Below are 24,655 nucleotides of genomic sequence, written 5' to 3'. Positions count from 1 at the left end.
CGACTGAACGCGCCTCGGCGGGCGCGACGGCGCCGGGTGGGGCAGCCGCGGCTTCGAAGCCGCGGCCGCGCCGGGCAGGGCTGGGGCCGGCGCCTCGTTCCGCTGCCGTCGATCCGTGGTCAGGCCAGCGGCCCTGTGTGAAACAGCGTCACGCGAAGCCCGCCATGCGGCACGGGCGGGCCTGGCGTCAGGAAGGGCAGGCCCGTCGCATGGGCCAGCTTCGCATCCTGCGCCACCAGGCCCACCCGCCAGCCGACGAAGCGCGCCTTCAGCACCTGGCCGACCGCGCGATAGAGCGGGACGAGGCTGCCGCCGTCCCCGAGCCGCGCGCCATAGGGCGGGTTTAGGATGACGAGGCCCGGCGGACCCTCGGGCGGCTGCAGCTCGCTGATCGCGCCCTGCCGGAACTCCGTGATGTCGGCGACGCCGGCGCGTTCGGCATTAGCCTGGCTCATGGCGATCGCACCGGCATCGCGGTCGCGCGCGTGGCAGCGGATGCCGGCTGGGCGCGCGCGCGTCACCGCGCGCATGCGGGCCCAGGCCTCGGCGTCGAAGGTGGCGAGGTGTTCGAAGGCGAAGCTGCGGTCGCGGCCCGGGTTGAGCCGGGCGGCGATCTCCGCCGCTTCGATGACAAAGGTGCCGGACCCGCACATCGGGTCGATCATGGGTTCGCCGCCGTCGTAGCCGCATTGCCGCAGGAACAGCGCGGCCATGGTCTCGCGCAGCGGCGCGGCATTCACCGCCGCCTTGAAGCCGCGCTTGTGGAGCGGCTCACCCGACGTGTCGATGCTGAGGGTGCAGACATCCTTCTCGACCCGCGCCATCACCATGACCATGGCCTCGGGCGATTCCGGCGCGCCCAGCGTGTCGCGGATCGCGGTGGCGATGCGCTGCGCCACGGCGCCGCTGTGATAGAGGCGCGAACCGGCGCAGGACGCCTCGACGCGGAAGGGGATGTCGCGGCGCAGGAACGCCGCCCACGGCACGCGATGCGCCAGCGTGTCGAGTTGCGCCAGGTGCACCACGCGGAAGGATGCGATGCGTGCGAGCACGCTGCCCGCCCCGCGGATCCACAGGTTCGCGCGCCACACATCGGCCCAGCCGCCGCGCGTCACCACGCCGCCGGGCACTACTGTCGGGCGCTTGAAGCCCTTGAGGCGCACTTCCTCCGCCAGAACGGGCTCGAGGCCCGGGAATGTGGCAAGGAAGATCTCGAAGTCGCTGTCTTGGGTCATCACGTCCGGGGGCAAGGCCATGCCGGGCGCGACGGCTAGGCGCCGCCGGCCTTGGGCCCGGCGGCTTGTACCGGCGCGCCGGGCCGAGGGCCATGGCCGTGCGCAGCCGGTTGACTTGCCCGGCGCACCCCCCTAGAAGCGCGCCTCCACGAGGTTGACCATGAAGATCCGCAATTCCCTGAAGACCGCGAAGACCCGCGACAAGAACTGCGTCCTGGTGCGCCGGCGCGGCCGCGTCTACGTGATCAACAAGAAGAACCCGCGCCTGAAGGCCCGCCAGGGCTGATCGCGCCGCGGGCCAGACGCCTGCTGCCTTGAGGGGGGGCTTCGGCCCCCTTCGCTATTTCCGGGGGGCGCCGCCGCCGCCGCCGGGCGTCATGATCTCGGTCCCGATTCCACCGCCCTGGCCTTGCGTCCAGGTGCCGAGGAGCCGCCCATCCGCCTGGACGGCATAGGCCGCGACGCCGGTTTCCCCGGCTAGCGTGTAGCCGACGACCAGCAGCGGACCCTGCGGTATCAGGATGCCCACGCCCTGCGCGGTATCGCCGCCGACACGCCAGGTGACGCGCCAGGTGTTCTGCCCCAGCGGCGCGAGTGTCGCGGTTCCATCATAGCGCGACCCGTCCGCGCCCTGTCCCTCGACGCTATAGGTGCCCGCTTGCTGCGCCAGGGCCGATGCCGCGTGGCCCGCCAGGAGCACGGCCGTGAGCAGGAGGTATCGCATGGCGTGTCCCTCTGTGCCCGGCAGGGCGCCGGGTCCGGGACGCGATGCTGCGCCGGTCGATCCTTGCGTGCAACGCTCGATCGCGCTTGCCCAGGCGTGGGGTCGTGCGCATCTTCGCGACGGACAAAGGAACGCCGCCCGTGATCGCGCAACCCGCCCCCAAGCCCGAGATCCTCGCGCGCCGCGCTGAGATCCTGGCCGCGCTGTCGGCCCTGGTGCCCGGTGATGGCGTGATCGGCGACGCAACGCGGCTCAAGCCCTACGAAACCGACGGCCTGGCGGCCTACCGCGAGGTGCCGCTCGCCGTCGTGCTGCCACGCACCACGGAGCAGGTCGCGGCGGTGCTGCGCTATTGCCACGAGACCGGGCTGCGCGTGGTGCCGCGCGGCGCCGGCACCTCCTTGTCCGGCGGCGCGCTGCCGCTGGCGGATTCTGTGGTGATCGGGCTGATGCGCATGAACCGCATCCTGGACATCAACCTCGAGGATCGCTTCGCGGTGGTCGAGGCGGGGGTGACCAATATCGGCATCACCAAGGCGGTCGAGGATGACGGCTTCTTCTACGCGCCCGACCCGTCGAGCCAGCTTGCCTGCATGATCGGCGGCAACGTGATGATGAATTCCGGCGGCGCGCATTGCCTGAAGTACGGCGTCACCGCGAACAACCTGCTCGGCCTGAAGTTCGTCACCATCGAGGGCGAGGTGATCGACATCGGCGGGGCGCATCTCGATGCCGCGGGCTATGACTGGCTCGGGCTCATCACGGGCAGCGAGGGGCAGCTCGGCATCGTCACCGAGGTGACCGTGCGCATCCTGCGCGGGCCCGAGGGTGCCCGCGCCATGCTCGCCGCCTTCAAGGGCACCGAGATCGCGGGTGCGGCCGTCGATGCCATCATCGGGTCGGGCATCATCCCGGTCGCGCTCGAATTCATGGACAAGCCCTGCATCCATGCCTGCGAGGCCTTCGCCCATGCCGGCTATCCGCTGGATGCCGAGGCGATGCTGATCATCGAGGTCGAGGGCAGCACTGCCGAGCAGGACGACCTGCTCAACCGCATCAAGGCGATCTGCGAGCGCTTCGACCCGATCAGCCTCAAGGTGGCCGACAGCGTCGAGCAGTCGCTCGCGATCTGGAAGGGCCGCAAGGGTGCCTTCGGCGCGGTGGGTCGCATCAGCCCCGACTACCTCTGCATGGACGGCACAATTCCGACCAGCGAGCTGCCCTTCGTGCTGAAGCGCATCGGCGAGATGAGCGCGCAGTTCGATCTCAAGGTCGCCAATGTCTTCCACGCCGGGGACGGCAACCTGCATCCGCTGATCATGTTCGACGCCAACGACGCCGACAGCTTCCGCCGCGCCGAGGAATTCGGCGCGGCAATCCTGACGCTCTGCGTGGAAGTGGGTGGCTGCCTGACCGGCGAGCACGGCGTGGGCGTCGAGAAGCGGGACCTGATGAGCGTGCAGTTCACCGCGCGCGAGCTCGACCAGCAGCGGGCCCTCAAGACCGCCTTCGATCCGCAATGGCTGCTGAACCCGTCGAAGGTGTTTCCGCTGCAGGAGACGCCCGCGGCGATCGCCGCCGAATGAGCGCGTCGCTCGCACCGCCCGACGAGGCTGGCGTGGCCGCCGTGGTCGCTGCCGCCCATGCGGCGCGCGAGCCGCTCGCGATCGAAGGCAATGGGTCGAAGCGGGGGCTGCTGCGCCCGGTGCAGGCGGCGCGCACGCTCTCGGTGCGCAACCTGAGCGGCATCACGCTGTATCGCCCGGCGGAGTTGGTGCTGTCGGCGCGCGCCGGCACGCCGATGCCGGATATCGCGTCGGCGCTTGCGGAGAAGGGCCAGCAGGTGATCGCCGAGCCGCCCGACCTGCGCGCGGTCTTCGGCAGCGGCGAACCGGCGACGCTTGGCGGCATCGTCGCGGCGAACCTGTCCGGACCGCGGCGCATCGCCTGGGGTGCCATGCGCGACCACGTGCTCGGCGTGCGCTTCGTGAACGGCACCGGCGAGGTGCTGCGCTCGGGCGGGCGCGTGCTCAAGAACGTGACGGGGCTCGACCTGTGCAAGCTGCTGGCAGGGTCCTACGGCACGCTCGGCGTGATGACCGAGATCACCATCAAGGTGCTGCCCGCCCCGGAGGCCACGGCGACGCTGCTGCTGGAGGTGCCGGACCTTGCCGCGGGCGTGGGTGCTCTCTCGGCCGGGCTTGGCAGCCCCTACGGCGTGAGCGGCGCGGCGCTATTGCCCGGCACGCCGAACCTGGCAGCGCTGCGCCTTGAGGATTTCGCGCCCTCCGTCGCCTACCGCATGGGCCGGCTGCGCGAGGCACTCGGGCGTTTCGGCGATGCCCGCGTCATCGAGGCGGAGGAAAGCCGCGCCTTCTGGCGCGACGTGCGCGACGCCGCGCCGCTCGGCGCGCAGCCGGAGGATGCGGTGTGGCGCGTCTCGGTGCGGCCATCGGCCGGCCCGGCCGCGGCTGCCGCGGCGCAGGCGCTTGGCGGGCGCGCCTTGCTCGACTGGGGCGGGGGGCTGGTCTGGGTCGCGGCACCTGCCAGCGTTGCCTCGCATGACGCGCTGGTCGCGGCGGCGGCGGTTTCGGGCGGCACCTGTACGCTGTTCCGCGGGCCGGATTCCCTGCGCCTCGCCGTGGCCGTGCTGCCGGCCGAACCCGCGCCGCTGGCGGCGATCGGAGCGCGGGTGAAGGCGGCGCTCGACCCGGCCGGCATCCTCAACCCCGGGCGCATGCGGGCGGGGCTGTAACTTTCGGCTGAGCCGCCCATGTCGTCTTCGCGCAGGGCGTGTCGGCATGGCATGCTGTGCACGAGGCCAACAGGGAGAAGCCGCGAATGGCGAAGCTCAACGTCAATGGGCGGGTGGTGGAGGTCGCGGTCGACCCGGATACCCCGCTGCTCTGGGCGATCCGCGACCATGTCGGGCTGACCGGCACGAAGTATGGCTGCGGCGTCGCGGCCTGCGGCGCCTGCACGGTGCATGTCGACGGCCAGGCGCTGCGGTCCTGCTCGATGCCGGTCTCGGCCTTCAGCGAGACGCAGCGCATCGTGACCATCGAGGGCCTCTCGCCCGACGGCAACCATCCGATCCAGCGCGCCTGGCGCGAGCTCGACGTGCCGCAATGCGGCTTCTGCCAGTCCGGCATGATCATGGCCGCGGCGGCGCTGCTGGCGGAGAAGCCGCGCCCGACCGATGCCGACATCGACCAGGCGATGACCAACATCTGCCGTTGCGGCACCTACAACCGCGTGCGCGCCGGCATCCATGCCGCCGTGCGCGGCGGCACGACGGGTTGAGGGAGGCAGCGATGACCACGACCGAGACCATCCGCCCCTCGCGCCGCGCCGTCCTCGCCGGTGCCGGCGCCTTCGTACTGGGCTTCCACATCGCGCCGAAGGGCGCGCTGGCGCAGGCCGCGGCACCCGCCGCCACGCCCGAGATCAACGCCTGGGTGGTGATCCACCCCGATGACCGCGTGGTGCTGCGCATGGCGCGCAGCGAGATGGGCCAGGGCACGCGCACCGGCCTGTGCCAGATGATCGCCGAGGAACTGCACTGCGACTGGGCGAAGATCGAGACCGAATACGTCACGCCCGGCCAGAGCCTGGCGCGCAACCGCGCCTGGGGGAATTTCCTGACCGCCGGCAGCCAGGGCATCCGCCAGAGCCAGGACTATGTGCGCCGCGGCGGTGCCGCCGCGCGCATCATGCTGGTGCAGGCGGCGGCGAACCAGTGGGGCGTGCCGGCCGCCGAGTGCAGCGCGCGCGACAGCGTCATCACCCATGTGCCGAGCGGCCGCCGGCTGCGCTACGGCGAGGTCGCGGCGGCGGCGTCGCGGCTGACGCCGCCCGATCCGGTACCGCTGAAGGACCCGCGCGAATGGACGCTGATCGGCCAGTCCAGGCCGCGGCTCGACACCGCGGCGAAGACGACCGGTGCGCTGGTCTACGGCTCCGACCTCAAGATGCCGGGGATGCTGGTCTCGGTGCCGAAACGCTGCCCGGTCTTCGGCGGGCGCGTGCGCTCCTTCGATGCGGCGCGGGTGCGGGGCATGCCCGGCGTGCGGCACGTGCTGCAGGTGGGCGAGGGTGCGGTGGCCGTGGTGGCCGACACCTTCTGGCAGGCCAAGGTGGCGCTGGATGCGCTGCCGGTGGAATGGGACGTTGGCGAGAATGGTCGCGTCCAGCAATCCACCATCGACGCCATGCTGGATGAAGGGCTGAACGCCGCCGAGGCCTTCGTGGGCAACAGCAACGGCGATGCCCGCGCGGCGATCGCCGCAGCGCCGCGCAAGGTCGAGGCGGTCTATTCCTACCCCTTTCAGAACCACGCGCCGATGGAGCCCATGAACGCGACGGTGGTCTGGACGCCGCAGCGCTGCGATGTCTGGTGCCCGACGCAGAACGGCGAAGCCGCGCTGGTCGCGACTGCCCAGGCCGCCGGCCTGCCGCAGCAGCAATGCGACGTGCATCGGATGGACCTCGGCGGCGGCTTCGGCCGACGCACCACGCATGACTGGCTGATCGACGCGGTGCTGACCGCGAAGCAGGTCCCGGGCGTGCCCATCAAGACCATGTGGACGCGCGAGGAAGACATGGTGCAGGGGCGCTACCACCCCATCACCAAGGCGAAGATGACCGCGGGCATCGACGCGAATGGCGAGATCACCGGGCTGCACATGCGCATCTCCGGCCAGTCGATCCTGTCCTTCGTGTTCCCCACGGCGCTGCAGAACGGGCGCGATCCGGTGCAGTTCCAGGGGCTCAACGCGAGCGGGGCCGAGAGCGCGATCGGGTACACCTTCCCGAATCTGCTGATCGACCACGCGATGCGCAACACGCACGTGCCGCCGCATTTCTGGCGCGGCGTGAACCACAACCAGAACGCCATCTACCTGGAATGCTTCCTGGACGAGGTGGCGCATGCGACGAACCAGGATCCGCTGGCGCTGCGGCGCAAGCTGATGGCAAACCACCCGAAGCACCTGGCCACGCTCAATGCCGTGGCGGAGCGCATCGGCTGGGGAGCCGCGCCGCCGGCCGGGCGCTTCCGCGGCATCGCGCAGCAGATGGGCTTCGGGTCGTATGTCGCGGCCGCGGCCGAGGTCTCCGTCAGCGACCGCGGCGAGTTGCGCATCCACCGCATCGTCGCCGCGACCGACCCGGGTGTCGCGGTGAACCCGCGGCAGATCGAGATGCAGGTCGAGGGGTCCTTCGTCTATGGCCTCTCGGCGCTGCTCTATGGCGAGTGCACCGTGAAGGACGGTGCGATCGAGCAGACCAACTTCGACAGCTACAACGTGCTGCGCATGGACGAGATGCCGCAGGTCGAGACGATCGTGATGCCCTCGGGCGGGTTCTGGGGCGGCGTGGGCGAACCGACCATCATGGTGGCCGCGCCCGCGGTGCTGAACGCGATCTTCGCGGCGACGGGCAAGCGCATCCGCTCCGTGCCGCTGAAGAACCAGGACCTGCGCCGCGCGTAGCGTGCGCGTGGTGCTGGCCCTGCTGCTCGCCGCGGCATCGCCCGCGGCGGGCCAGGTCGCGGGCTTCGTCGTGCGGGGCGATGCCATCGAGGCGCCGCTTGCGGGCCTGGTTGGCGACGCCGCGCGCGGCGAGGCCGTGGTGAAGAACCGGGAGACAGCGAATTGCCTGATCTGCCACAGCATCCCCGACCCGCGAGAGCCCTTCATGGGCGAGATCGGCCCGCCGCTCGCCGGCGTGGGCGGGCGGCTGTCACCAGGGCAGATCAGGCTGCGCCTGGTCGATCCGACGCGGGTGAATCCCGGCGCGATCATGCCGGCCTATCACCGCACGCACGACCTGCTGCGCGTCGATCCGCGCTTCGCCGGCCGGCCGGTGCTGGGCGCCCAGGAGATCGAGGATGTCGTCGCCTGGCTCGTGACCCTGCGGGAGTAGCGGCATGACCACCGCCACGCGCCGCGCCGTGCTGCTGCTGCCCGTCGCCGCCTCCGCCGCCATGGCGCAGGAGGGCGACATGGCCGCGGCCGAGCGCGCCATCCTCGCCGGCCGCACCCCGCGCGAGGCCGGCATCGCCTTCGACATGCCGCGCCTGTCGGAGAACGGCAATTCGGTCGATGTCGCGGTGCGCGTGGACAGCCCCATGACCGCCGCCGACCATGTCCGTGCCATCCATATCCTGTCCGAGAAGAACCCGGTGCCGCGGGTCGCATCCTTCTTCCTGACGCCGCGCGCCGGACGCGCCGAGGTCGCCACGCGCATCCGCCTCGCCACCTCCCAGCAGATCATCGTGCTGGCCGAGACCAGCGCGGGCGAGGTGCATCGCGCCGCCCGCGAGGTGATCGTCGTGCTCGGCGCCTGCGTGGAGGGCGGCTGACATGGCGAGCCCCATCGTCGCGCGCATCACCCTTCCCGAGCGCGCCCGGCGCGGCGAGGTCGTGACCATCCGCGTGCTGGTGCGCCACCCGATGGAGCGCGCGATCGACGCGCCGGGCCTCACACCCCTGCCGCGGAAGATTCTGCACAGCATGCGCGTGACCTATGCGGGGGCGGAGGTGTTCCGCGCCGAGCTCTCGCAGGGCATTACCGCGAATCCCTACATCGAATTCACCACCCTCGCCGTCGAGACCGGCGACCTGGTCTTCGAATGGGAGGAGGACGGCGGCGCGACCTACCGGCGGGAGGCCCGCCTGGTGGTGACGTGATCCGCCGCGCCGCGGCCGCGCTGCTGCTGCTGGCCGGCGTCGCTGCGGCGGCGGACATCCGCCCTTCGCGGGACTTCCTCTCGCCCGAATTGCGCGCGCAGCAGGATGATCCCTCTCGCCATCCGGGTTGGCTCTGGGTCGAGGAAGGCGAGGCGCTGTGGGCGCGCGGCGCACGGTCCTGCCAGTCCTGCCATGGCGGAATCGAATCGATGGCCGGTGTCGCCGCGCGCTATCCCGCCGTGGCCACCGATGGCGCACTGCTGAACCTGGAGGGCCGGATCGAGCGCTGCCGCACGGAACAGCAGGGCGAGGCGCCCTTCGGCTACGAGAGCGAGCCGCTGCTCTCGCTGACCGCCGCCATCGCGCAGCGCTCGCGCGGCATGCCCATGAGTGTCGCGACGGACGGCGCGGCGGCGCCGTTCCTCGAACGCGGGCGCGCCTTCTACGAGACGCGGCAGGGGCAGCTCAACCTCGCCTGCGGGCAATGCCACGACGACAATGCCGGGCGGCGGCTGCGCGGGGACGTGATCTCGAACGGACTGGGTACGGGTTATCCAGCCTATCGGTTGGAATGGAACACGCTGGGGTCACTGCATCGGCGGCTGCGGGCCTGCTCGCTCGGTGTGCGCGCAACGCAGCTCTCGCTCGGTTCGCCGGAGTACTTGGCGCTGGAACTCTACCTCGCCGCGCGGGCGCAGGGGCTGCCGGTGGAAGCGCCGGGGCTGCGTCGCTGAATCACTGCACCGGAGTCACGGCGAATCGCGCCTTGCCTTCGGCTTCCAGCGCGGCGCGGCGGTCGTTGATCTGGCGCTGCACGGCGTCGCGGTCGGAGCGCGAATAGCGGTAGCGCCGGCAGCCCTGGTTCCATTCCGCGACGGCGGCGTTGAAGGCCTGCACCTGGCCCTGCTTGGCAGAGCGCATGTCGGGGCGCGCGGCCTCGATGCGGATGTCGTTGAACATGCACCAGCGCAGTTCGGCGCGGCTGAGCGACCGGTCGCCGCCATGCTCGGGCGGCTTGGTCTCGGTCATGTCGTCGCCGCAGGCGATGAGCGCGAGGGCGAGCAGCGCGGCGATAGGGCGGAGCGTCATGGGTGGGTCCTCCCGCTCGCCCCCGGGGGGACGAGTCGCGGGAATGCTACCATGCGCGGAACGGTCCCGCGCCGTGACCTTGCGCTCAGTCCCGGCACCCTTAGGGTGCGGCTCGGCACGAGGAGGCGCCCCATGGCCCAGCGAAAGCACCGCATCGCCGTCATCCCCGGCGATGGCATCGGCAAGGAAACCACGCCCGAGGGCCTGCGCGTGCTCGATGCCGCCGCGCGGCGCTTCGGCTTCGACCTGGAACTGACCTACTACGACTGGTCCTGCGAGACCTACGCGCAGACCGGCAAGATGATGCCCGACGACGGCATGGACCAGCTGCGCGACAGCGATTCCATCTTCCTCGGCGCGGTCGGCTGGCCGGGCGTGCCCGACCACGTGTCGCTCTGGGGCCTGCTGATCCCGATCCGCCGCGGCTTCGACCAGTATGTGAACCTGCGCCCGTGCAAGCTGCTGCCCGGATCGGTCTCGCCGCTCGCCAATCGCGGTCCTGCGGACATCGACTTCTACGTGGTGCGCGAGAATACCGAGGGTGAATACAGCTCGGTCGGCGGCCGCATGTTCCCCGGCACCGATCGCGAATTCGTCTCGCAGCAGTCGATCCTCACGCGCATCGGCTGCGACCGGGTGATGAAATATGCCTTCGAGCTCGCCATGACCCGCAAGCGCCGCAAGGTGACCTCGGCCACCAAGTCGAATGGCATCACCTTCACCATGCCCTACTGGGACGAGCGTTTCGCCGCGATGGCGAAGAACTATCCGGACGTGACCACCGACCAGTTCCACATCGACATCCTCTGCGCGCATTTCGTGCAGCACCCGGACTGGTTTGACGTGGTGGTGGGCTCGAACCTGTTCGGGGACATCCTGTCGGACCTCGGCCCGGCGGTGGCGGGGTCGATCGGCATCGCGGCCTCGGCCAACATCAATCCCGAGAAGACCGCACCATCGATGTTCGAACCGGTGCACGGCTCGGCGCCGGACATCGCCGGCAAGTGGATCGCCAACCCGATCGGGCAGATCTGGTCCGGCGCCATGATGCTCGAGCATCTCGGCGAGAAGGCGGCGGCCGACTGCATCGTGCAGACCATCGAGAAGCTGCTGGCCGAGGGTGGGCCGCGCACCCGCGACATGGGCGGCCAGGCGGGCACGGTCGATGTGGGCAAGGCGATTGCCGAGGCGGTGGCGCGCGGCTGACCCCGCGCGTCGACGGTCCCGCCTGACGCGCCTGTCACTTGAACCCCCTGGGGTGTCTCGCTATCGTAGCGGTCCGTTGCGAGTGATTCGCAACTGACGCCTCGGAGGGTTCGGCCATGGGCCGCGACTTCAGCCATATCGCCCGCCGCTGCGAGCGATCAGTGGTGACGGCCTATCGCGAACTGCGCGAGCAGGGCGCGGGCGACTTCAGCGCCTTCGGGGCCTGCACGGCGCTGTATCGGATCCATCATCCGGAGGCCTCTGTCAGCGAGGCGCGCCGCTTGGTGGCGGAATGGATCGACCATCACATCATCCGCGCCGAGGCCGGCCCCACCCCCGGTTGCGACTGCGACTGAGCGCTACCCCGCCGGCTTCGCCCAGGCGATCGCCGCGCGCGCCAGGGCATCGATGGTATCCGCCACGGGGAAGGGCAGGGGCGGTCCTGCCGAGATCCCGAGCGGAATTTCCGTGCAGCCCAGCACCACCGCCCGCGCGCCGCGCGCGGCCAGCGCCACCGCCATTTCGGCGAGCGGCGCATAGGCCTCCGCCACGCGGTTCGCCTTCACGCCGTCAATCGCGGGCATGACGATGCGGTCCATCTCCTCGGCCGAGGGCACCAGCACCTCGAAGCCGCGGCTCTCAAGGCGGTCCTGATACAGGCGCATCGCCAGCGTGCCCTTGGTCGCCATGAGCCCGATCGGGCCCTGCGTGACACCGAGGCGCAGCAACTCGTCCGCCGCCGCCTCCACGATGTGCAGGATGGGCAGGCGGGTTTGCGCCTGCATCGCCTCGAACCAGCCATGGGCGGTGTTGCACGGGATGGCGATCGCGCCGCAGCCGGCGGCCTCGAGCCCGCGGATGCCGCGCATCAGCGCCGGCAGCGGGTCCTCCCCGCCCGACAGCCGCGCGGCGGTACGATCAGGTACGCGCGGATCGGACCACAGGATGGTCGGGATGTGGTCCTGGTCGCGTTGCGCCGGCGTGAGCAGGGTCAGCCGCTGCATGAAGGTGGCGCCGGCCAGCGGACCCATGCCACCGAGCACACCCAGCATCCTGGCCTCGGTCATCCTGCGAATACTCCGTCCCAGGTCAGCTTCACGCCCGTCACCAGCAGCAGGGCATACAGGATGCGGTAGAACAGCGCATCCGACACATGCCGCTGCATCCAGATTCCGAGGTACACGCCAGCAGGTGCGAGGGGCAGCAGCACCAGGCTGGTCGTCAGGTTGCCGATGCTGAGATTCCCCAGGAAGAAATACGGCACCAGCTTCACATAATTGACGATACCGAAGAACACCACGGTCGTCGCGGCCATCACCTGGCGGTCGAGCCGGCGAGGATAGAGGTAGATCGCGAGCGGCGGCGAGCCGGCATGGGCGATGGTGCTGGTGAAGCCCGAGGCCGCCGCGCAGAGGCCGCCCTTGACCGGGTTGTGCGGCGCGGGGGCGGGTGGCTCGCGGTGCCGCGCCAGCCACAGCGTGCGCGCCAGGAAGGCCAGGGTCGTGATGCCGACCATCGCCTTGATCGCCCGGTCGGACATCAGCGTGAAGACCAGACCGCCGACCAGGATGCCGACCAGCGCGCCGGGGATTAGCACGCGCATCTCCCGCTTGTCCCACTTGCCCCACCAGGCGCGCAGCCCCGAGACATCCATCGCACACAGCACGGGCAGCGCGATGCCCGCGGCGACGGGCGCGGGGACCGTCAGCGCCATCAGCGGTACCAGCAGGTTGCCCGCGCCCGAGGCGAAGCCACCCTTGCTGATGCCGGTGATCAGCACGGCCGGGATGGCGAGGGCGTAGAACCAAGGGTCGGTGACGAAGGCCAAGGCGGGGTGACGCTCGAAAGGTCAGCGTGTATGCCACATCCCCTTTCACTCGCCCATCCCGGACGCCGCGACATGGACCACCTGACCGATCCCTTCTCGCTGCTTGCGCTGGCCGCCGCCATGGCTGCGACGGGGCTGGTCTCGGGCACGCTGGCAGGGCTGCTGGGGGTGGGCGGAGGCATCGTCATCGTGCCGCTGCTGTTCAACGTGTTCCCGCTCTTCGGCATCCCGGAGAGCATCCAAATGAAGGTGGCGGTGGCGACCTCGCTCGCCACCATCATCCCCACCTCGATCCAGTCGGCGCGCAAGCACCATGCGACGGGTACGATGGATGTGGCGCTGTTGCGCTCCATCTGGCCGGCTATGCTGGCAGGCGTGGCGTTCGGCACCTTCATCGGCGTGTACGTGAAAGGCGAGGGGCTGACGGCGGTCTTCGCCATGGTGGCGCTGCTGGTGGCGCTGAACATGGGCTTCACCGGCGTGGACTTCAAAATCACTGACAGCGTGCCCTCCGGCCCACCGCGCGCGGCGCTTGGCATCGGCATCGGGTCGGTCAGTGCCATGATGGGGATCGGCGGCGGGACGCTCGGCGTGCCGCTGCTGTCGATGTTCGGCTACCCGATCCGCCAGGCGGTCGCGACGGCCTCGGCCTTCGGGCTGATCATCTCCATTCCCGCCACGATCGGCTTCGTGCTGGGCGGGTGGAACGATGCGCGGGTGCCGCCCTTCTCGCTCGGCTATGTCAGCCTGATCGGCTTCGCGCTCATCGCGCCGACCTCGATCCTGGCGACGCCCTGGGGCGTGAAACTGGCCCATACGATCTCGCCGCTCTGGCTGAAGCGCGCCTTCGCGGTGTTCCTGGCGGTGACGAGCCTGCGCATGTTCTGGAGTCTGTTTACCTGACCCTCAGACGCCGGGCGGCGGCCGTCCGGCCGCCTTGGCTTCGCGCCGTGCGCTCCCGGCCTGCGGCGAGGCCGCAGGCCGCCTTGGCTGTCAGTCCGCGCGCCGATGATCCTTGAACATCTCCCTGAGCTTCGTCTTCAGGATCTTCCCGGTCGCGGTGTGCGGGATCTCGTCCACCACCACCAGGTCGTCCGGCAGCCACCACTTCGCGACCTTGTCTGCCAGGAAGTCGCGCATCTGGTCGAGTGAGGGCGAGAGCACGCCAGGCTTCATCACCAGGATCAGCAGCGGCCGTTCGTCCCATTTCGGGTCGTGCATCGCGACCACCGCGGCTTCCGCCACGCCGGGATAGGCGACCGCGGCGTTTTCCAGCGCGATGGAGGAGATCCACTCGCCGCCGGACTTGATAACGTCCTTCGAGCGGTCGGTGATCTCCATGTAGCCGTGCTCGTCCATGGTCGCGACGTCGCCGGTGTCGAAGAAGCCGTGCTCGTCCAGCACCTCCTCCTCCTCGCGCCGGAAGTAGCGGCGGGTGATGGCGGGGCCCTTCACCTTCAACCGGCCGAAGGTCGCACCGTCCCAGGGCAGGGCGTTGCCCGCATCGTCGGTGATCTTCATCTCGACGGTATAGGGCGGGGTGCCCTGCTTGGCCTGAAGGCGGAGCATCTCCTCGCCGCGCAGATGCGCCACTTCCGGCTTCACCGAGAACAGCGTGCCGACGGGCGAGAGCTCCGTCATGCCCCAGGCATGGATTACCTGCACGCCGTACTTCTCCTGGTAGGCCTTGGTGATGGCGGGCGGGCAGGCGGATCCGCCGATCGCGACGCGCTGCATGGAATCGACGCGCGATCCGGTGCTCTCAAGATGCTGCAGCAGCATCATCCACACCGTCGGCACGGCGGCGGAGAAGTTCACCCGTTCGCGCTCGATCAGTTCGTGCACCGAGGCGCCATCCAGCTTCGCCCCCGGCATGATCAGCGCCGCGCCGACCATCGGCGCGCACAACGCGAGCGACCAGCCATTGGCGTGGAACATCGGCACCACCGGCATCACCCGGTCCGCCGCACCGAGGCCGAAGGCATCCACCTGGTTGCAGACCAGCGCGTGGATCACGTTGGACCGGTGCGAATAGACCACGCCCTTCGGATCGCCCGTGGTGCCCGAAGTGTAGCAGATGCCCGCCGCCGCGTTCTCCTCCACCGGCATCCAGGCGAAGTCGCCATCCACCTCGGCGATCCAGTCCTCATAGGCGACGGCGTTGGGCAGGGTCGTCTGCGGCATGTGCGCCGAATCGGTCAGGATCACGTAGCGCTCGACCGCAGGCAGCCTGGCCGCCAGCGCCTCCACCAACTTCACGAAGGTCAGGTCGAGCAGCAGCAGCCGCGACCCGGCATGGTTCATGATCCAGGCGATCTGCTCGGGGAAGAGCCGCGGGTTGACGGTGTGGTACACCGCCCCGGCGCCCGTGATGCCGTACCAGGCTTCCAGGTGCCGCCAGGTGTTCCAGGCGAGCGTGGCGACACGGTCGCCCGGCCTGATCCCGTCGCGCACCAGGCGCTGCGCCACCCGCAGCGCGCGGCCGCGCACCGTGGCGTAGTCGGTGCGGTGGAAGGGGCCCTCGACCGAGCGCGAAACCACCTCGCGCCTGGGGTGCTGGATCGCCGCGTGGTCCAGCACCGTGTGCATCAGCAGCGGCCAATCCTGCATCAAGCCAAGCATCACGGTCCCTCCGTTGCGCGACCCGTCCTGCCCCCGGGCGGCAGGTCGTCGTAGGCGGGAAGGCTACACCAATCGGGCGTCGCGTCAGGACCCCGCCGGCGGCATTGGCGCGTGCACGGTCCCGGCGGGGGCAGGGCGGCTCGGGCGCCTCGCGGGGAGTCATGCCCGGGCGAATCGGGAACTCCCGGGCCGCGGCCGCACCGCGCGGCGCGCCGATGCCGGCAGGGCGGTTGCCTCGCCTGACGCGCTGCACCATTTTTCCACCGCGGGCGTAGCGCCCGGGAGGAGTTCAGCCGTGGCAGGCGTGCCCGATATCAGCCCGAAGGACACCTGGGAGGCGCTGCGCAACGACCCGCAGGCCGCTCTGGTCGATGTGCGCACCGATGCGGAATGGAACTTCGTCGGCCTGCCCGACCTGGCGTCCATCGCCAAGCAGACCGTGCTGATACCCTGGCAGATCTACCCGGGCATGCAGATGAACGGGCATTTTGCCGACCAGCTGCACAAGGCGGGGCTGACGCCGCTGCACCGCATCTATTTCATCTGCCGGTCGGGTGCGCGATCGCTGGCTGCGGGCCAGGCGGCACAGGCGGCGGGCTTTCCGCACGTCTTCAACGTCGCGGATGGCTTCGAGGGCCCGGTCGATGCCGAGGGCCATCGCGGCATCGTCGCCGGCTGGAAGGCCGAGGGGCTGCCCTGGCGGCAACGCTGAAGCACGGGCATCCTGCCCCCATCATCCGCAATGATGGGGAAACGCCATGGCGCCACTGCCGCTGAAGTCCGAGTTCCTGTTCCGCATGGTGCTGTCCACCGGCGCGCCGCAGATGGTCGGCACCGCGCGCAACGGCGAATTGCGCATCGTTCCGGTCACCGGCGGCACGCTGGAAGGCCCGCGCTTCAATGGCGAGGTGCTGCCCGGCACCGCCGCCGACTGGCTGCGCGTGGACCCGGACGGCACCGCGCACATGGATGTGCGCCTGACGCTGAAGGCGGCCTCGGGAAGCCTGGCCTACATGCACTACAGTGGTATCCGCACCGGCGCGCCGGAGGTGCTGGCGCGGCTCAATGGCGGGCAGCCGGTCGATCCGTCGGAGTACTACTTCCGCATCTCGGCGCGCTTCGAGACGGGGGCCGCGGACCTGGCGTGGATGAACAGGGTGATTGCCATCGGCGTGGGCCAGCGGCCACCCAGCGGGCCGACCTACGACGTCTACGCGGTGCTGTGAGCCTCAGCGCCGCCCGGCCAGATGCCGGTTCTCGAGCCGGCTCAGCACCCGCACCACCGGCCAGAGCAGGATGAAGTACACCACCGCGGCGACCATGATCGGCGTCGCGTTGTAGGTCACGCTCTGCGCCTGGCGCGCCTGGAACAGCAGTTCCGGCAGCGCCACGACGGACGCGATGGAGGTGAGCTTCACCACCTCCAGCGTGTTCGAGATCAGGTCCGGCAGCACGTTGCGAACCGCTTGCGGCAGCACCACGAAGCGCATGGTCTGCCCGCGGGTGAGGCCGGTCGATCGCGCCGCCTCGATCTGCCCGCGCGGAATGCTCTCGATGCCGGCGCGCAGGATCTCCCCGTAGTAGGCGCCGGTGTTGAGGAAGAAGCCGATCGCGACGGCCCCCCATGCGCCGACGTCGAGGCCGATGAAGGGCAGGCCGGCGAAGATGAAGATCAGCAGCACCAGCGGCGGCAGCGCGCGGAAGGTGTCCACCCAGGCGCGCAGCGGCCACTTCACCCAGGGCGAATGCACTGTCGAGAGCACCGCGATCATCACGCCGCCAACGATGCCCAGCGGCACGACCAGCGCCGAGAGCAGCAGCGTCGCCTGCAGCCCCTGCCACAGGATCGGCCAGGCATCCTGGACGATCTGCCAGTTCAGGAAGGTGTCGAGGAAGATATCCATCGGGATCAGCGCTTCCACGCGAAGCGCGTCTCGATCCAGCGACCGAGCACGACCACCGGGAAGAACAGCACCAGGTAGGCGATGGCCCCCAGCGTCAGTGGCGAGGGATTGAACGAGAACGACACCCCCGCATTCGCCGCGCCCAGGATGTCCGGCACCGCCACCACCGAAGCCAGCGCCGTGCCCTTGGTGATGGCGATGGTCCGGTTGGTCAGCGGCGGGATGGTGATGCGCAGCGCCTGCGGCAACACCACGTAGGACAGGGTCTGGAGGAAGCCGAGGCCCGTGGAGCGCGCTGCCTCCCACTGGCCCTTCGGCACCGAGGTGATGCCGGCCCAGAAGACCTCCTCGGAGAAGGCCATCAGCACCAGCGTCAGCGCCAGCCAGGAGGCGACGAAGCCCGACAATTCCACCCCCGCATTGGGCAGCCCGAAGAACAGCAGCACGATGATCACCAGCGGCGGCAGCGCGCGGAACAGGTCCACCACGAAGATGATCAGCCAGTTCAACGGCCGGATTCCGAAGGCGCGCAGCAGCGCGAGCGCGAGACCCGCCGCCAGCCCGGCGGCGATGATGCACAGCGCCAGCATCACGGTCAGGCCAAAGCCCTCGATGATCTTGGGCAGGTACTGCGCCATGACGCGCGCGTTGAAGAAGCTGTCGGTGAAGCGCTCCCAGCCGGTCATGGCGCGCCACTCCTGCCACGGCTTACGCTATGCTGCGCCGCAGTGCCGATGAAGGATCGCGCCGAATGACCCTGCCCAAGACCGCTGCCCTGGCCGTGCTGGCCGTGCTCTGCGCCGCCGCCGGACCGCCGCCGGAGGCCGAGCGCATGGTCCCCGGCGGGCGCGGCGGCTTCGTCAGCGACGGGGCCGATGGCTGTTGGCTCTGGGCGAGCGGCATCCGCGCCGGCGTGCAGAACCTCACCGCCTCCTGGACTGGCCCTTGCCCGGAGGGGCCTGCGGAGGGCGAGGGCCGCGCCGAGGTTCGCTGGCAGGAGGACGGCGTCGAGCGGGCGATGATCTACGAGGGCGACCTGCGGCGGGGCAAGAACGACGGCCAGGGCACGCTCACGCTGATCACCGGCAAGGAGATCCGCCTGCGCCAGGAAGGCACCTTCCGCGATGACTACTTCGTCTTGGGCCGCGTCGAATTCCCGGGTACGGGCATCGTCTACGAGGGCGGCTGGAGCATCGCGCATCCGAATGGCCGCGGGCGCCTGGTCATCCGCGGCCGCGTCGTCGAAGGCGACTGGACGAATGGCTGCCTGCGTACGCCGCAGGGTTGGATCGCCTTCACACGCCCGGCGCGGGAATGCGAGGGCCGCGACACCTGAGGACGGGCGAGGCGCCTCGCCCCCGAAGCCATGGCGCGGCATCAATGCCGCTCGATCTGGCGGATGAAGCTGCGGGTGCGTTCGTGCTGCGGGGCGGCGAAGAGCTCCTCCGGCGCGCCGGTCTCGACGATCGCGCCATCGGCCATGAACACCACGCGGTCGGCGGCGGCCTTGGCGAAGCCCATCTCGTGGCTGACCACCACCATGGTCATGCCGTCCTCGCGCAATTCTCGCATCACCGCGAGCACGCCGCCGACCAGTTCGGGATCGAGCGCGCTGGTCGGTTCGTCGAACAGCATCACGCGGGGTTCGAGCGCGATGGCGCGCGCGATGGCGACGCGCTGCTGCTGCCCGCCTGAGAGTTGCAGCGGGTAGTGGTCCGCACGGTCGCCCAGGTGCACGCGGTCGAGCGCCGCCGCTGCCTTCGCCTCGGCCTCGGCCCGCCCCAGCCCCTGCACCTTGCGCAGCGCCAGCGCCACGTTCCCCAGCGCCGTCATGTGCGGGTAGAGGTTGAAGGACTGGAACACCATCCCGATGCGCTGCCGCGCCCTGTTGATGTCGGTGCGCGGGTCGAGCATGTCGATCCCGTCCACCATGACCGAGCCGGAGGACGGGTCCTCAAGCCGGTTCAGGCAGCGCAGCAGCGTCGACTTCCCCGACCCCGACGGTCCGATCAGGAACACGAGTTCCTTCTCGGCCACCACGAGGTCCACGCCCTTCAGCACATGGAGATGGCCGAAGTGCTTGTGGATCCCACGCGCCTCGACGATCGGGGCGTCGGGCATCAGCCGCAATTCGGGTTCTGCGGCGTCGGGTCGTAGCCCGGCATGTCCGGCGGGCCGTACCCAGGGAACTCGACCCGCTCGGCCTGGTCGGGGCCGGGGGCATCGCCGAACCAGCGCTCGGACAGGCGTGCCACGGTGCCGTCGCGCTTCATGCAGGTGAGCACATCCTCGACCTGGTTGCGCAGGGCCGCGCTGTCGCGCCGGAACGGCGTGCCCCAGTGCAGCCGCGAGCCCGGAAGCACGAAGTCCGCCACGTATTGCGGTGTGCGCGACGCCGAATACCGCACCACCGTATTGCCCGAAAGATTGGCATAGGCGCGGCCCTGGATGACGGCCTGGGCTGCATCGGCCTGGCTGTCGAAGGCGAGCAGCGTGAGGTTCAGGCGCTCCCGGTTGTTCGTCACCCACTGCTCGTAAGGCGTGCCCTTGTTCACGCTGATGGTCTTGCCGCGCAGGTCTTCCTCGGAGCGGATCGGCGGCGTGCCGCGGCGGATGCCGAACTGCAGCTCGGTCCAGAGGTAGCCCTCGGTGAACAGCAGTGCCTCGGCGCGTTCGCGCGTGACCGTGGTGGGCGCGCAGAGGAAGTCGTAGCGCCCGGCGTTCAGCGCCGGAATGAGGCCGGAGAAGGCCGCGCTGTCGATCACGATCTCACGGCCCATGCGGCGCGCGACCTCGCGGAACAGGTCGATCTGGAAGCCCTGCACGCCGCCCTGCAGCGAGGGGAAGGCGTGGGGCGCGAAGGTGCCGTCCACCCCGCAGCGCAGCGGCGGCTGCCCCTGAGCGAGGGCCGGGCCGGCGGCGGCGGCCGAAATCAGGGCGGCGGCGAGGAGCCTGCGCATGGTGGAAATCTCCTGTTCACGTGGTGCCTTGCAACATTTCCAGATGGCTGCCCCGCTGTCCATGCAGGGACCGCCACAAATCTGCCTTGCGAGCGTCCCGGTGGCGCCCCGCGGCGGTGTTCTATTCCTGATGAACGGAGCAACCGCCATGCCAGTCATACCCATCGCGCTGATCGCCACCGGACTCCTGGGCAACCTGCTTCTGGTCGTGCTGCTGCTCGGCGATGCGACGGCGCCGGGGCGCATTCCGCTGGCGGTGGCCGCCGCACTCGCGCTCGGCGGCGGGGCGCTGATGCTGGGCGGGTTGCGTATGCTCGAACCACGCCGGCCGGAACCGCTCGATCACCGTTCCTGATGGCGATTGTCCATCCCGCGGAAGACGATCAGCGGGCGTGACCTTCGCGCGCGGGGCGACATCTCCAGCCAGTCGAGGAACTCCACCAGCACCTTGCCGGTGATATCCGCCACGTGGTGGCGATGCGCCGCTTCCGGCGTGTACCAGTCGAGGCGCTCGAGCTCGCCCGACCCGGCGATGTCGCCGTGCACCGCCTCGGCCGGTGCGGCGAGGAAGCGGGCGTTGAAGCGGATCGGTCGCCGGCCCGGCGTGACGGCACGGCAGATGTAGTGCAGCGCGCCGAGGTCGGCCGCGACACCCCCGCCGCGCCGCTCCCCCAGCACCAGGCCTGTTTCCTCGTGCAGTTCGCGCACCGCGGCGATGGCGATGGCGCGCGCCCGGGCAGGTGTCGCGCGGCGTTCCAGCATGCGTTGCGTGACAGGTTCCAGTTCCCGCACCGCCGCCTGGCGATGGTCGTCGGCATCCACGCGCCCGCCGGGGAAGACCATGACATCCGGCATGAAGCGGTGGCGCGCGTGGCGCTTGCCCATCAGGATTTCCGGCCCGGCGGGGCCGATGCGCCAGACGATCAGGCTGGCGGCGTCGCGCGGGCGGGCGGTGCGCCGCGTCTGGCCTTCGGCGTCGGCGCCGCCGGGGTTGTCGGCCGCCGGGTCCTCGCGCGCGGGTTCAGTCAAGCGCGAAGCCCCGCAGCCGCAGCCAGGTGCGGAAGCCGAAGCGCTCGGGCACGCTCAACTGCCGCGCGGCGTTCTCCGACCAGGTGCAGCCTTCGGGGGCCGGGCCATGCACCTCGGGGTAGCGCGGCTTCTGGCGCGGGCGCAGCGCGTCATAGGCCTCGATCGCGGCGGGCAGGGCGCTGTCGTCATAGGCTTCGCGGTGGATCACGGCAGAAGGCGGCAGGCGCGGCGTGGGTTCGTTGCGTGCCTCCGGCCAGCCGAGCGTGAGCCCGGCCACGGGGTAGACCGCCTCCGGCAGGCGGAACAGCGGCGCGACCTTCTCGATATGGCTGCGCACGTAGGAGATCGGGCAGGTGCCGAGCCCGGCAGCGTCCGCGGCGGCAATTGCCATGCCCATGGCCAGCGCGGCATCCACCGCGGTGTTGAGGAAGGTGTCCATGTTGTTGTTGGCGTGCTGGCGGCCATGCAGCGTGCAGGCCGCCTGGCCGCGCCGCATGTCGCCGCAGAAAAGCAGCAGGACCGGCGCATCCTTGATCCAGGGCATGGTCCCGATCCAGTCGGCGACCTTGGCGATCTTCGCCGCATCGCGCGTGACAATGATCGAATACTGCTGCAGGTCGGATTTCGACGGCGCCGATTGCGCGGCGGCCAGCACCGTGTCGAGCAGCGCGTCCTCGATGCCGCGCGCGGCGTAGCGGCGCGTGACGCGCCGGTCGAGCAGGGCGGCGAGGGCGGGCGGGATCTCCGCCGGCGGCTCGAAGGGCAGGATGCCGTAGCGGGCGGTGATCAGGTCGTGCGTGGACATGGGGGCAGCGTGGCACCGCGGCGCGCGCGCGGGAAGGTCAGGCACGGACCACCCAGGCATCCGCGACGGTGACGCCCTGGCCCTCGGCGTGGATGATCAGCGGGTTGATCTCGGCCTCCGCCACCTCCGTCACGGCGGCGAGGCGCGAGACCGCGACGATGGCGCGCGCCAGCGCATCGAGGTCGCCCTTCGGCAACCCGCGCCAGCCAGCCAGCGGCTTCAGGCCTTTCACCTCGGCGATCATGGCGTGGGCTTCCGCGAGGCCGACGGGTGCGCAGCGCAGCGCGGTGTCGCGATGCAACTCCGCCATGACGCCGCCGGCGCCGACCAGCACGACCGGGCCGGTCTCGGGGTCGCGCCGGAAGCCGAGGATCGCCTCCGCGAGTCCCTTCGCCATGGGCTGGGCAAGGAAGCCGGTGATGACGGCGCCGGGCGCCTTCGCCGCGACGCGCGCCGCCATGGCAGCGGCCTCCGCGCGAAGCGCCACGGCGTCAGGAATGTTCAGCGCCACGCCCCCCACCTCGGTCTTGTGCGCCAGGTCGGGCGACAGGATCTTCAGCGCGACCGGGTAGCGCAGACCATCGGGCACGCCATCCGGCGTTGCGAACACCGCGACGCCGCTGTCGAGGCCGAGCGCCGCGAAGAGCCGGCGGGCATCCGCCTCATCCGGTCGCGCGGGCAGGGTGTGCGTGACGGTGCCGGCCTCTGGCACGGCGCGCGGCGCCTGCCATTCCAGGAAGGCGCGGATCGAATCCGCACAGGACTCCGGCGTGCGGAAGGCCGGGATGCCGGCCTCGCCCAGCATGCGCAGCGAGACATCCGCCTGCGGCACCAGGAAGGCCGCGATCGGCTTGCCATGACCGGCCTTGGCCGCGCCCACCAGTCCCGCGACGGCATCCGCCGGGCGGAACTGCGCCGAGGAGCCGATGACCGAAAGCGCCAGGTCGGTATCCGGATCGGCGGACAGTGCGGCCATCGCGGCCTGCACCTTGTCGGCGCGCGTGCCGGCCAGCGTCACGTCGATCATGCGGCCATGATGCGGCAGGCCGGCGGCCTTCAGGCCTTCCACCGCGACCGGATGCGGCGCGCGCGTCTCGATCCCGGCGACACCCAGCGCATCCACCGCCATGGCGCCGCCGCCGCCGGTCGTGGTCATCACCGAGACGGCGCGCCTGGACGCTGCCAGCGGCTTGCGGCCGATGAACAGCGCGGGGGCTTCGAGCAGCGCCTCGATCATCGTGACGCGGGCGATCCCGTTGGCGCGGAAGAAGGCATCCGCCGCCGCGTCGGAACCCGCCAGCGCACCGGTGTGGCTGTTCGCAAGTTCCGCCCCGAAGGATGACCGCCCGAGCTTGAAGGCGATGATCGGCTTGCCGGCGGCATGCGCGCGGCGCGCGGCTTCGGCCAGCAGGTCGGCGCGGCGGATCGCTTCCAGGAACAGCAGGATGGCGTCGGTGTCCGGGTCGTCCACCAGCAGGCTGGCGATCTCGCTCGCGCTGAGGTCGGCCTCGTTGCCGGTGCTGATGAGGTGCGAGAAGCCGAGACCGCGCGCGGCGCCGCGCGCCATGATCGCGCCCAGCATGGAACCCGATTGCGACACCAGCGCGAGCCGGCCCGCCGGCAGCGTCTCCGCCTCCAGCGCGGCATTCACCGAGCACGCGCTGCGCGCATTGACGTTGACGAGGCCCATGGAGTTCGGCCCGAGGATGCGCACGCCTGCCGCACGTGCCGTCGCGAGCAGCCGTTCCTGGCGCGCACGCCCTTCGCCGCCGGATTCGGCGAAGCCATCGGCCAGGATGGCGGCGACCGGGATGCCCTTGGCCGCGACATCGGCGATGACACCTTCCACGTGCTCGGTCGCGAGCAGCAGGTAGGCCAGGTCGACCGGCCCGGGGATGGCGGCGATGGAGGGATAGGCGCGCTCGCCGAGGATGGTCTCGGCGCGCGGGTTCACCGGATAGAGTTCGCCGTCGAAGCCATGCTTGCGCAGGTAGATCTGCGCGCGCGCCGTAAGCCGGGTGGGGTCGGCCGAGGCGCCGACCAGCGCGATGCGGCGGGGGTTCAGCAGGGCGGGGGCGAGCGCGGTCATCGGGGCAGTGTTCCGGTTCAGCGGTTTGGCTGCGCGACGCAGCCTTCAGGTGGTGTCGCGGGCGGAGCGACGTGCAGCGCCAGGAAGGACGGCGTGGGCGCATCCGCCGGCAGCGGCGAGAGATCGGAGGCGTGCAGGGAGACGCCGCCGGCGGCGATCACCTCCCGCGTTGCCGCGCGTGCCAGCAATTCCCTTGTCGGGCGCAGGACAACGGCGCGATGGCCGGGCGGCATGCCGGGCAGGCCGTGGAACAGCACGATCGCCGCCGGCTGCGCCCAGGGCAGGTTCGACGGCAGTCGGTCGAGGTGGCGCGCGACGGGTGCGAAGGCGCAGGGCGCGGCGCGCAGTGGCGCCTCGAGCGCCGCCGTCGCGCCCAGGCGCTGGACGGCGTCGCGGATCTCGGCCGGAGCCTGGGCTGCGGCGGGTGCAGCGATGGCGCAGAGCGCCAGGGCCAGCACCCGCCGCATGGGGG

Annotated in this window: 30 protein-coding genes; 16 read left to right on the top strand and 14 right to left on the bottom strand. The window is 70.6% G+C overall.

The annotated features are described in order from the left end of the window. Positions 1-119: 119 nt before the first annotated feature. Positions 120-1,235 carry a THUMP domain-containing class I SAM-dependent RNA methyltransferase gene (locus HW578_RS03270; RefSeq protein WP_198369094.1) on the bottom strand — a complete coding sequence of 372 codons (1,116 nt, stop codon included), beginning with the start codon at positions 1,233-1,235 and terminating at the stop codon, positions 120-122. 160 nt (positions 1,236-1,395) lie between these two features. On the opposite strand from HW578_RS03270, the gene ykgO reads away from it, so the two are divergent. After that, positions 1,396-1,521, top strand: a complete 126-nt coding sequence (gene ykgO, locus HW578_RS03265; protein ID WP_137125466.1) for a type B 50S ribosomal protein L36 — start codon at positions 1,396-1,398, stop codon at positions 1,519-1,521. 54 nt (positions 1,522-1,575) lie between these two features. Here ykgO and HW578_RS03260 read toward each other — a convergent pair whose 3' ends face one another. Next, the gene (locus tag HW578_RS03260) at positions 1,576-1,959 is read right to left on the bottom strand and encodes a hypothetical protein (protein ID WP_198369093.1); all 384 of its coding nucleotides are present in this window, start codon (positions 1,957-1,959) and stop codon (positions 1,576-1,578) included. Positions 1,960-2,099: 140 nt separating this feature from the next. On the opposite strand from HW578_RS03260, the gene HW578_RS03255 reads away from it, so the two are divergent. The 8 genes from HW578_RS03255 (at position 2,100) to soxA (ending at position 9,385) form a co-directional block, all read left to right on the top strand. Continuing rightward, positions 2,100-3,545 (top strand): FAD-linked oxidase C-terminal domain-containing protein, encoded by a 1,446-nt coding sequence (locus tag HW578_RS03255; protein WP_198369092.1) that lies wholly within the window; start codon positions 2,100-2,102, stop codon positions 3,543-3,545. After that, positions 3,542-4,714, top strand: a complete 1,173-nt coding sequence (gene glcE / locus HW578_RS03250; protein ID WP_198369091.1) for a glycolate oxidase subunit GlcE — start codon at positions 3,542-3,544, stop codon at positions 4,712-4,714. Before HW578_RS03255 ends, glcE begins: the two co-directional genes overlap by 4 nt. 86 nt (positions 4,715-4,800) lie before the next feature. Then, a complete protein-coding gene (locus tag HW578_RS03245; protein WP_198369090.1) occupies positions 4,801-5,262 on the top strand; it encodes a (2Fe-2S)-binding protein in 462 nt (153 codons plus the stop codon). 11 nt (positions 5,263-5,273) lie between these two features. Next, a complete protein-coding gene (locus HW578_RS03240) occupies positions 5,274-7,451 on the top strand; it encodes a xanthine dehydrogenase family protein molybdopterin-binding subunit (RefSeq protein ID WP_232478557.1) in 2,178 nt (725 codons plus the stop codon). A gap of 7 nt (positions 7,452-7,458) precedes the next feature. Next, positions 7,459-7,884, top strand: a complete 426-nt coding sequence (gene soxX, locus HW578_RS03235) for a sulfur oxidation c-type cytochrome SoxX (RefSeq protein WP_198369088.1) — start codon at positions 7,459-7,461, stop codon at positions 7,882-7,884. Positions 7,885-7,888: 4 nt separating this feature from the next. Continuing rightward, positions 7,889-8,323 carry a thiosulfate oxidation carrier protein SoxY gene (locus HW578_RS03230; protein WP_198369087.1) on the top strand — a complete coding sequence of 145 codons (435 nt, stop codon included), beginning with the start codon at positions 7,889-7,891 and terminating at the stop codon, positions 8,321-8,323. 1 nt (position 8,324) lies between these two features. Further along, positions 8,325-8,651, top strand: coding sequence for a thiosulfate oxidation carrier complex protein SoxZ (locus HW578_RS03225; RefSeq protein ID WP_198369086.1), 327 nt, complete (start codon positions 8,325-8,327; stop codon positions 8,649-8,651). Next, positions 8,648-9,385, top strand: coding sequence for a sulfur oxidation c-type cytochrome SoxA (gene soxA / locus HW578_RS03220; protein ID WP_369407805.1), 738 nt, complete (start codon positions 8,648-8,650; stop codon positions 9,383-9,385). The genes HW578_RS03225 and soxA overlap by 4 nt, the downstream gene beginning before the upstream one ends. Position 9,386: 1 nt before the next feature. Here the strand turns inward: soxA and HW578_RS03215 are convergent, their stop codons facing one another. Next, a complete protein-coding gene (locus HW578_RS03215) occupies positions 9,387-9,740 on the bottom strand; it encodes a hypothetical protein (RefSeq protein WP_198369084.1) in 354 nt (117 codons plus the stop codon). Between the two features lie 132 nt (positions 9,741-9,872). Between HW578_RS03215 and HW578_RS03210 the strand changes: the two genes are divergently transcribed. Both HW578_RS03210 and HW578_RS03205 read left to right on the top strand, forming a co-directional pair. Then, positions 9,873-10,946 carry a tartrate dehydrogenase gene (locus HW578_RS03210; protein ID WP_198369083.1) on the top strand — a complete coding sequence of 358 codons (1,074 nt, stop codon included), beginning with the start codon at positions 9,873-9,875 and terminating at the stop codon, positions 10,944-10,946. A gap of 116 nt (positions 10,947-11,062) precedes the next feature. Next, a complete protein-coding gene (locus HW578_RS03205; protein ID WP_198369082.1) occupies positions 11,063-11,302 on the top strand; it encodes a hypothetical protein in 240 nt (79 codons plus the stop codon). 3 nt (positions 11,303-11,305) lie between these two features. Here HW578_RS03205 and cuyB read toward each other — a convergent pair whose 3' ends face one another. After that, on the bottom strand, positions 11,306-12,013 hold the full coding sequence (cuyB, locus tag HW578_RS03200) for a cysteate racemase (RefSeq protein ID WP_198369081.1): 708 nt from the start codon (positions 12,011-12,013) through the stop codon (positions 11,306-11,308). Next, the gene (locus HW578_RS03195) at positions 12,010-12,774 is read right to left on the bottom strand and encodes a sulfite exporter TauE/SafE family protein (RefSeq protein ID WP_198369080.1); all 765 of its coding nucleotides are present in this window, start codon (positions 12,772-12,774) and stop codon (positions 12,010-12,012) included. Before HW578_RS03195 ends, cuyB begins: the two co-directional genes overlap by 4 nt. Before the next feature lie 72 nt (positions 12,775-12,846). Between HW578_RS03195 and HW578_RS03190 the strand changes: the two genes are divergently transcribed. Next, positions 12,847-13,677, top strand: coding sequence for a sulfite exporter TauE/SafE family protein (locus HW578_RS03190; RefSeq protein WP_198369079.1), 831 nt, complete (start codon positions 12,847-12,849; stop codon positions 13,675-13,677). A 90-nt stretch (positions 13,678-13,767) separates the two neighbouring features. Here HW578_RS03190 and HW578_RS03185 read toward each other — a convergent pair whose 3' ends face one another. Then, positions 13,768-15,396 (bottom strand): long-chain-fatty-acid--CoA ligase, encoded by a 1,629-nt coding sequence (locus tag HW578_RS03185; RefSeq protein WP_198369078.1) that lies wholly within the window; start codon positions 15,394-15,396, stop codon positions 13,768-13,770. 295 nt (positions 15,397-15,691) lie between these two features. On the opposite strand from HW578_RS03185, the gene HW578_RS03180 reads away from it, so the two are divergent. After that, positions 15,692-16,108, top strand: a complete 417-nt coding sequence (locus tag HW578_RS03180; protein WP_198369077.1) for a rhodanese-like domain-containing protein — start codon at positions 15,692-15,694, stop codon at positions 16,106-16,108. A gap of 46 nt (positions 16,109-16,154) precedes the next feature. Then, positions 16,155-16,622, top strand: a complete 468-nt coding sequence (locus tag HW578_RS03175; RefSeq protein WP_198369076.1) for a DUF3237 domain-containing protein — start codon at positions 16,155-16,157, stop codon at positions 16,620-16,622. Positions 16,623-16,625: 3 nt separating this feature from the next. On the opposite strand, the gene HW578_RS03170 is transcribed toward HW578_RS03175, so the two are convergent. Both HW578_RS03170 and HW578_RS03165 read right to left on the bottom strand, forming a co-directional pair. Continuing rightward, positions 16,626-17,318 (bottom strand): amino acid ABC transporter permease, encoded by a 693-nt coding sequence (locus HW578_RS03170; RefSeq protein WP_369407804.1) that lies wholly within the window; start codon positions 17,316-17,318, stop codon positions 16,626-16,628. Further along, positions 17,306-17,986 carry an amino acid ABC transporter permease gene (locus HW578_RS03165; RefSeq protein ID WP_198369075.1) on the bottom strand — a complete coding sequence of 227 codons (681 nt, stop codon included), beginning with the start codon at positions 17,984-17,986 and terminating at the stop codon, positions 17,306-17,308. The genes HW578_RS03170 and HW578_RS03165 overlap by 13 nt, the downstream gene beginning before the upstream one ends. 65 nt (positions 17,987-18,051) lie before the next feature. Between HW578_RS03165 and HW578_RS03160 the strand changes: the two genes are divergently transcribed. Beyond that, positions 18,052-18,636 carry a hypothetical protein gene (locus tag HW578_RS03160; protein WP_198369074.1) on the top strand — a complete coding sequence of 195 codons (585 nt, stop codon included), beginning with the start codon at positions 18,052-18,054 and terminating at the stop codon, positions 18,634-18,636. A gap of 41 nt (positions 18,637-18,677) precedes the next feature. On the opposite strand, the gene HW578_RS03155 is transcribed toward HW578_RS03160, so the two are convergent. Further along, a complete protein-coding gene (locus tag HW578_RS03155; protein WP_198369073.1) occupies positions 18,678-19,421 on the bottom strand; it encodes an amino acid ABC transporter ATP-binding protein in 744 nt (247 codons plus the stop codon). Beyond that, positions 19,421-20,260: a transporter substrate-binding domain-containing protein gene (locus HW578_RS03150; protein WP_198369072.1), complete on the bottom strand. Its 840-nt coding sequence runs from the start codon at positions 20,258-20,260 to the stop codon at positions 19,421-19,423. The genes HW578_RS03155 and HW578_RS03150 overlap by 1 nt, the downstream gene beginning before the upstream one ends. Positions 20,261-20,408: 148 nt before the next feature. Here HW578_RS03150 and HW578_RS03145 point away from each other — a divergent pair, with 148 nt between their 5' ends. Next, the gene (locus HW578_RS03145) at positions 20,409-20,615 is read left to right on the top strand and encodes a hypothetical protein (protein WP_198369071.1); all 207 of its coding nucleotides are present in this window, start codon (positions 20,409-20,411) and stop codon (positions 20,613-20,615) included. On the opposite strand, the gene HW578_RS03140 is transcribed toward HW578_RS03145, so the two are convergent. The 4 genes from HW578_RS03140 to HW578_RS03125 are packed head-to-tail and all read right to left on the bottom strand — an operon-like array spanning position 20,603 to position 24,650. Continuing rightward, positions 20,603-21,289, bottom strand: coding sequence for an NUDIX hydrolase (locus tag HW578_RS03140; protein WP_232478555.1), 687 nt, complete (start codon positions 21,287-21,289; stop codon positions 20,603-20,605). The genes HW578_RS03145 and HW578_RS03140 overlap by 13 nt on opposite strands. Continuing rightward, entirely contained in the window at positions 21,282-22,094 is an 813-nt protein-coding gene (locus tag HW578_RS03135; protein WP_198369070.1) for a nitroreductase family protein, read from the bottom strand. Before HW578_RS03135 ends, HW578_RS03140 begins: the two co-directional genes overlap by 8 nt. Before the next feature lie 37 nt (positions 22,095-22,131). Further along, a complete protein-coding gene (locus tag HW578_RS03130; RefSeq protein ID WP_198369069.1) occupies positions 22,132-24,183 on the bottom strand; it encodes an acetate--CoA ligase family protein in 2,052 nt (683 codons plus the stop codon). A 17-nt stretch (positions 24,184-24,200) separates the two neighbouring features. Continuing rightward, positions 24,201-24,650: a hypothetical protein gene (locus HW578_RS03125; protein ID WP_198369068.1), complete on the bottom strand. Its 450-nt coding sequence runs from the start codon at positions 24,648-24,650 to the stop codon at positions 24,201-24,203. Positions 24,651-24,655: the final 5 nt, after the last annotated feature.

This window comes from Roseomonas rosulenta (assembly GCF_016106005.1).
Taxonomy (GTDB): domain Bacteria; phylum Pseudomonadota; class Alphaproteobacteria; order Acetobacterales; family Acetobacteraceae; genus Neoroseomonas; species Neoroseomonas rosulenta.
The sequence above is the reverse complement of the archived record's forward strand: the minus strand, read 5'-3'. Positions and strand labels throughout refer to the sequence as shown.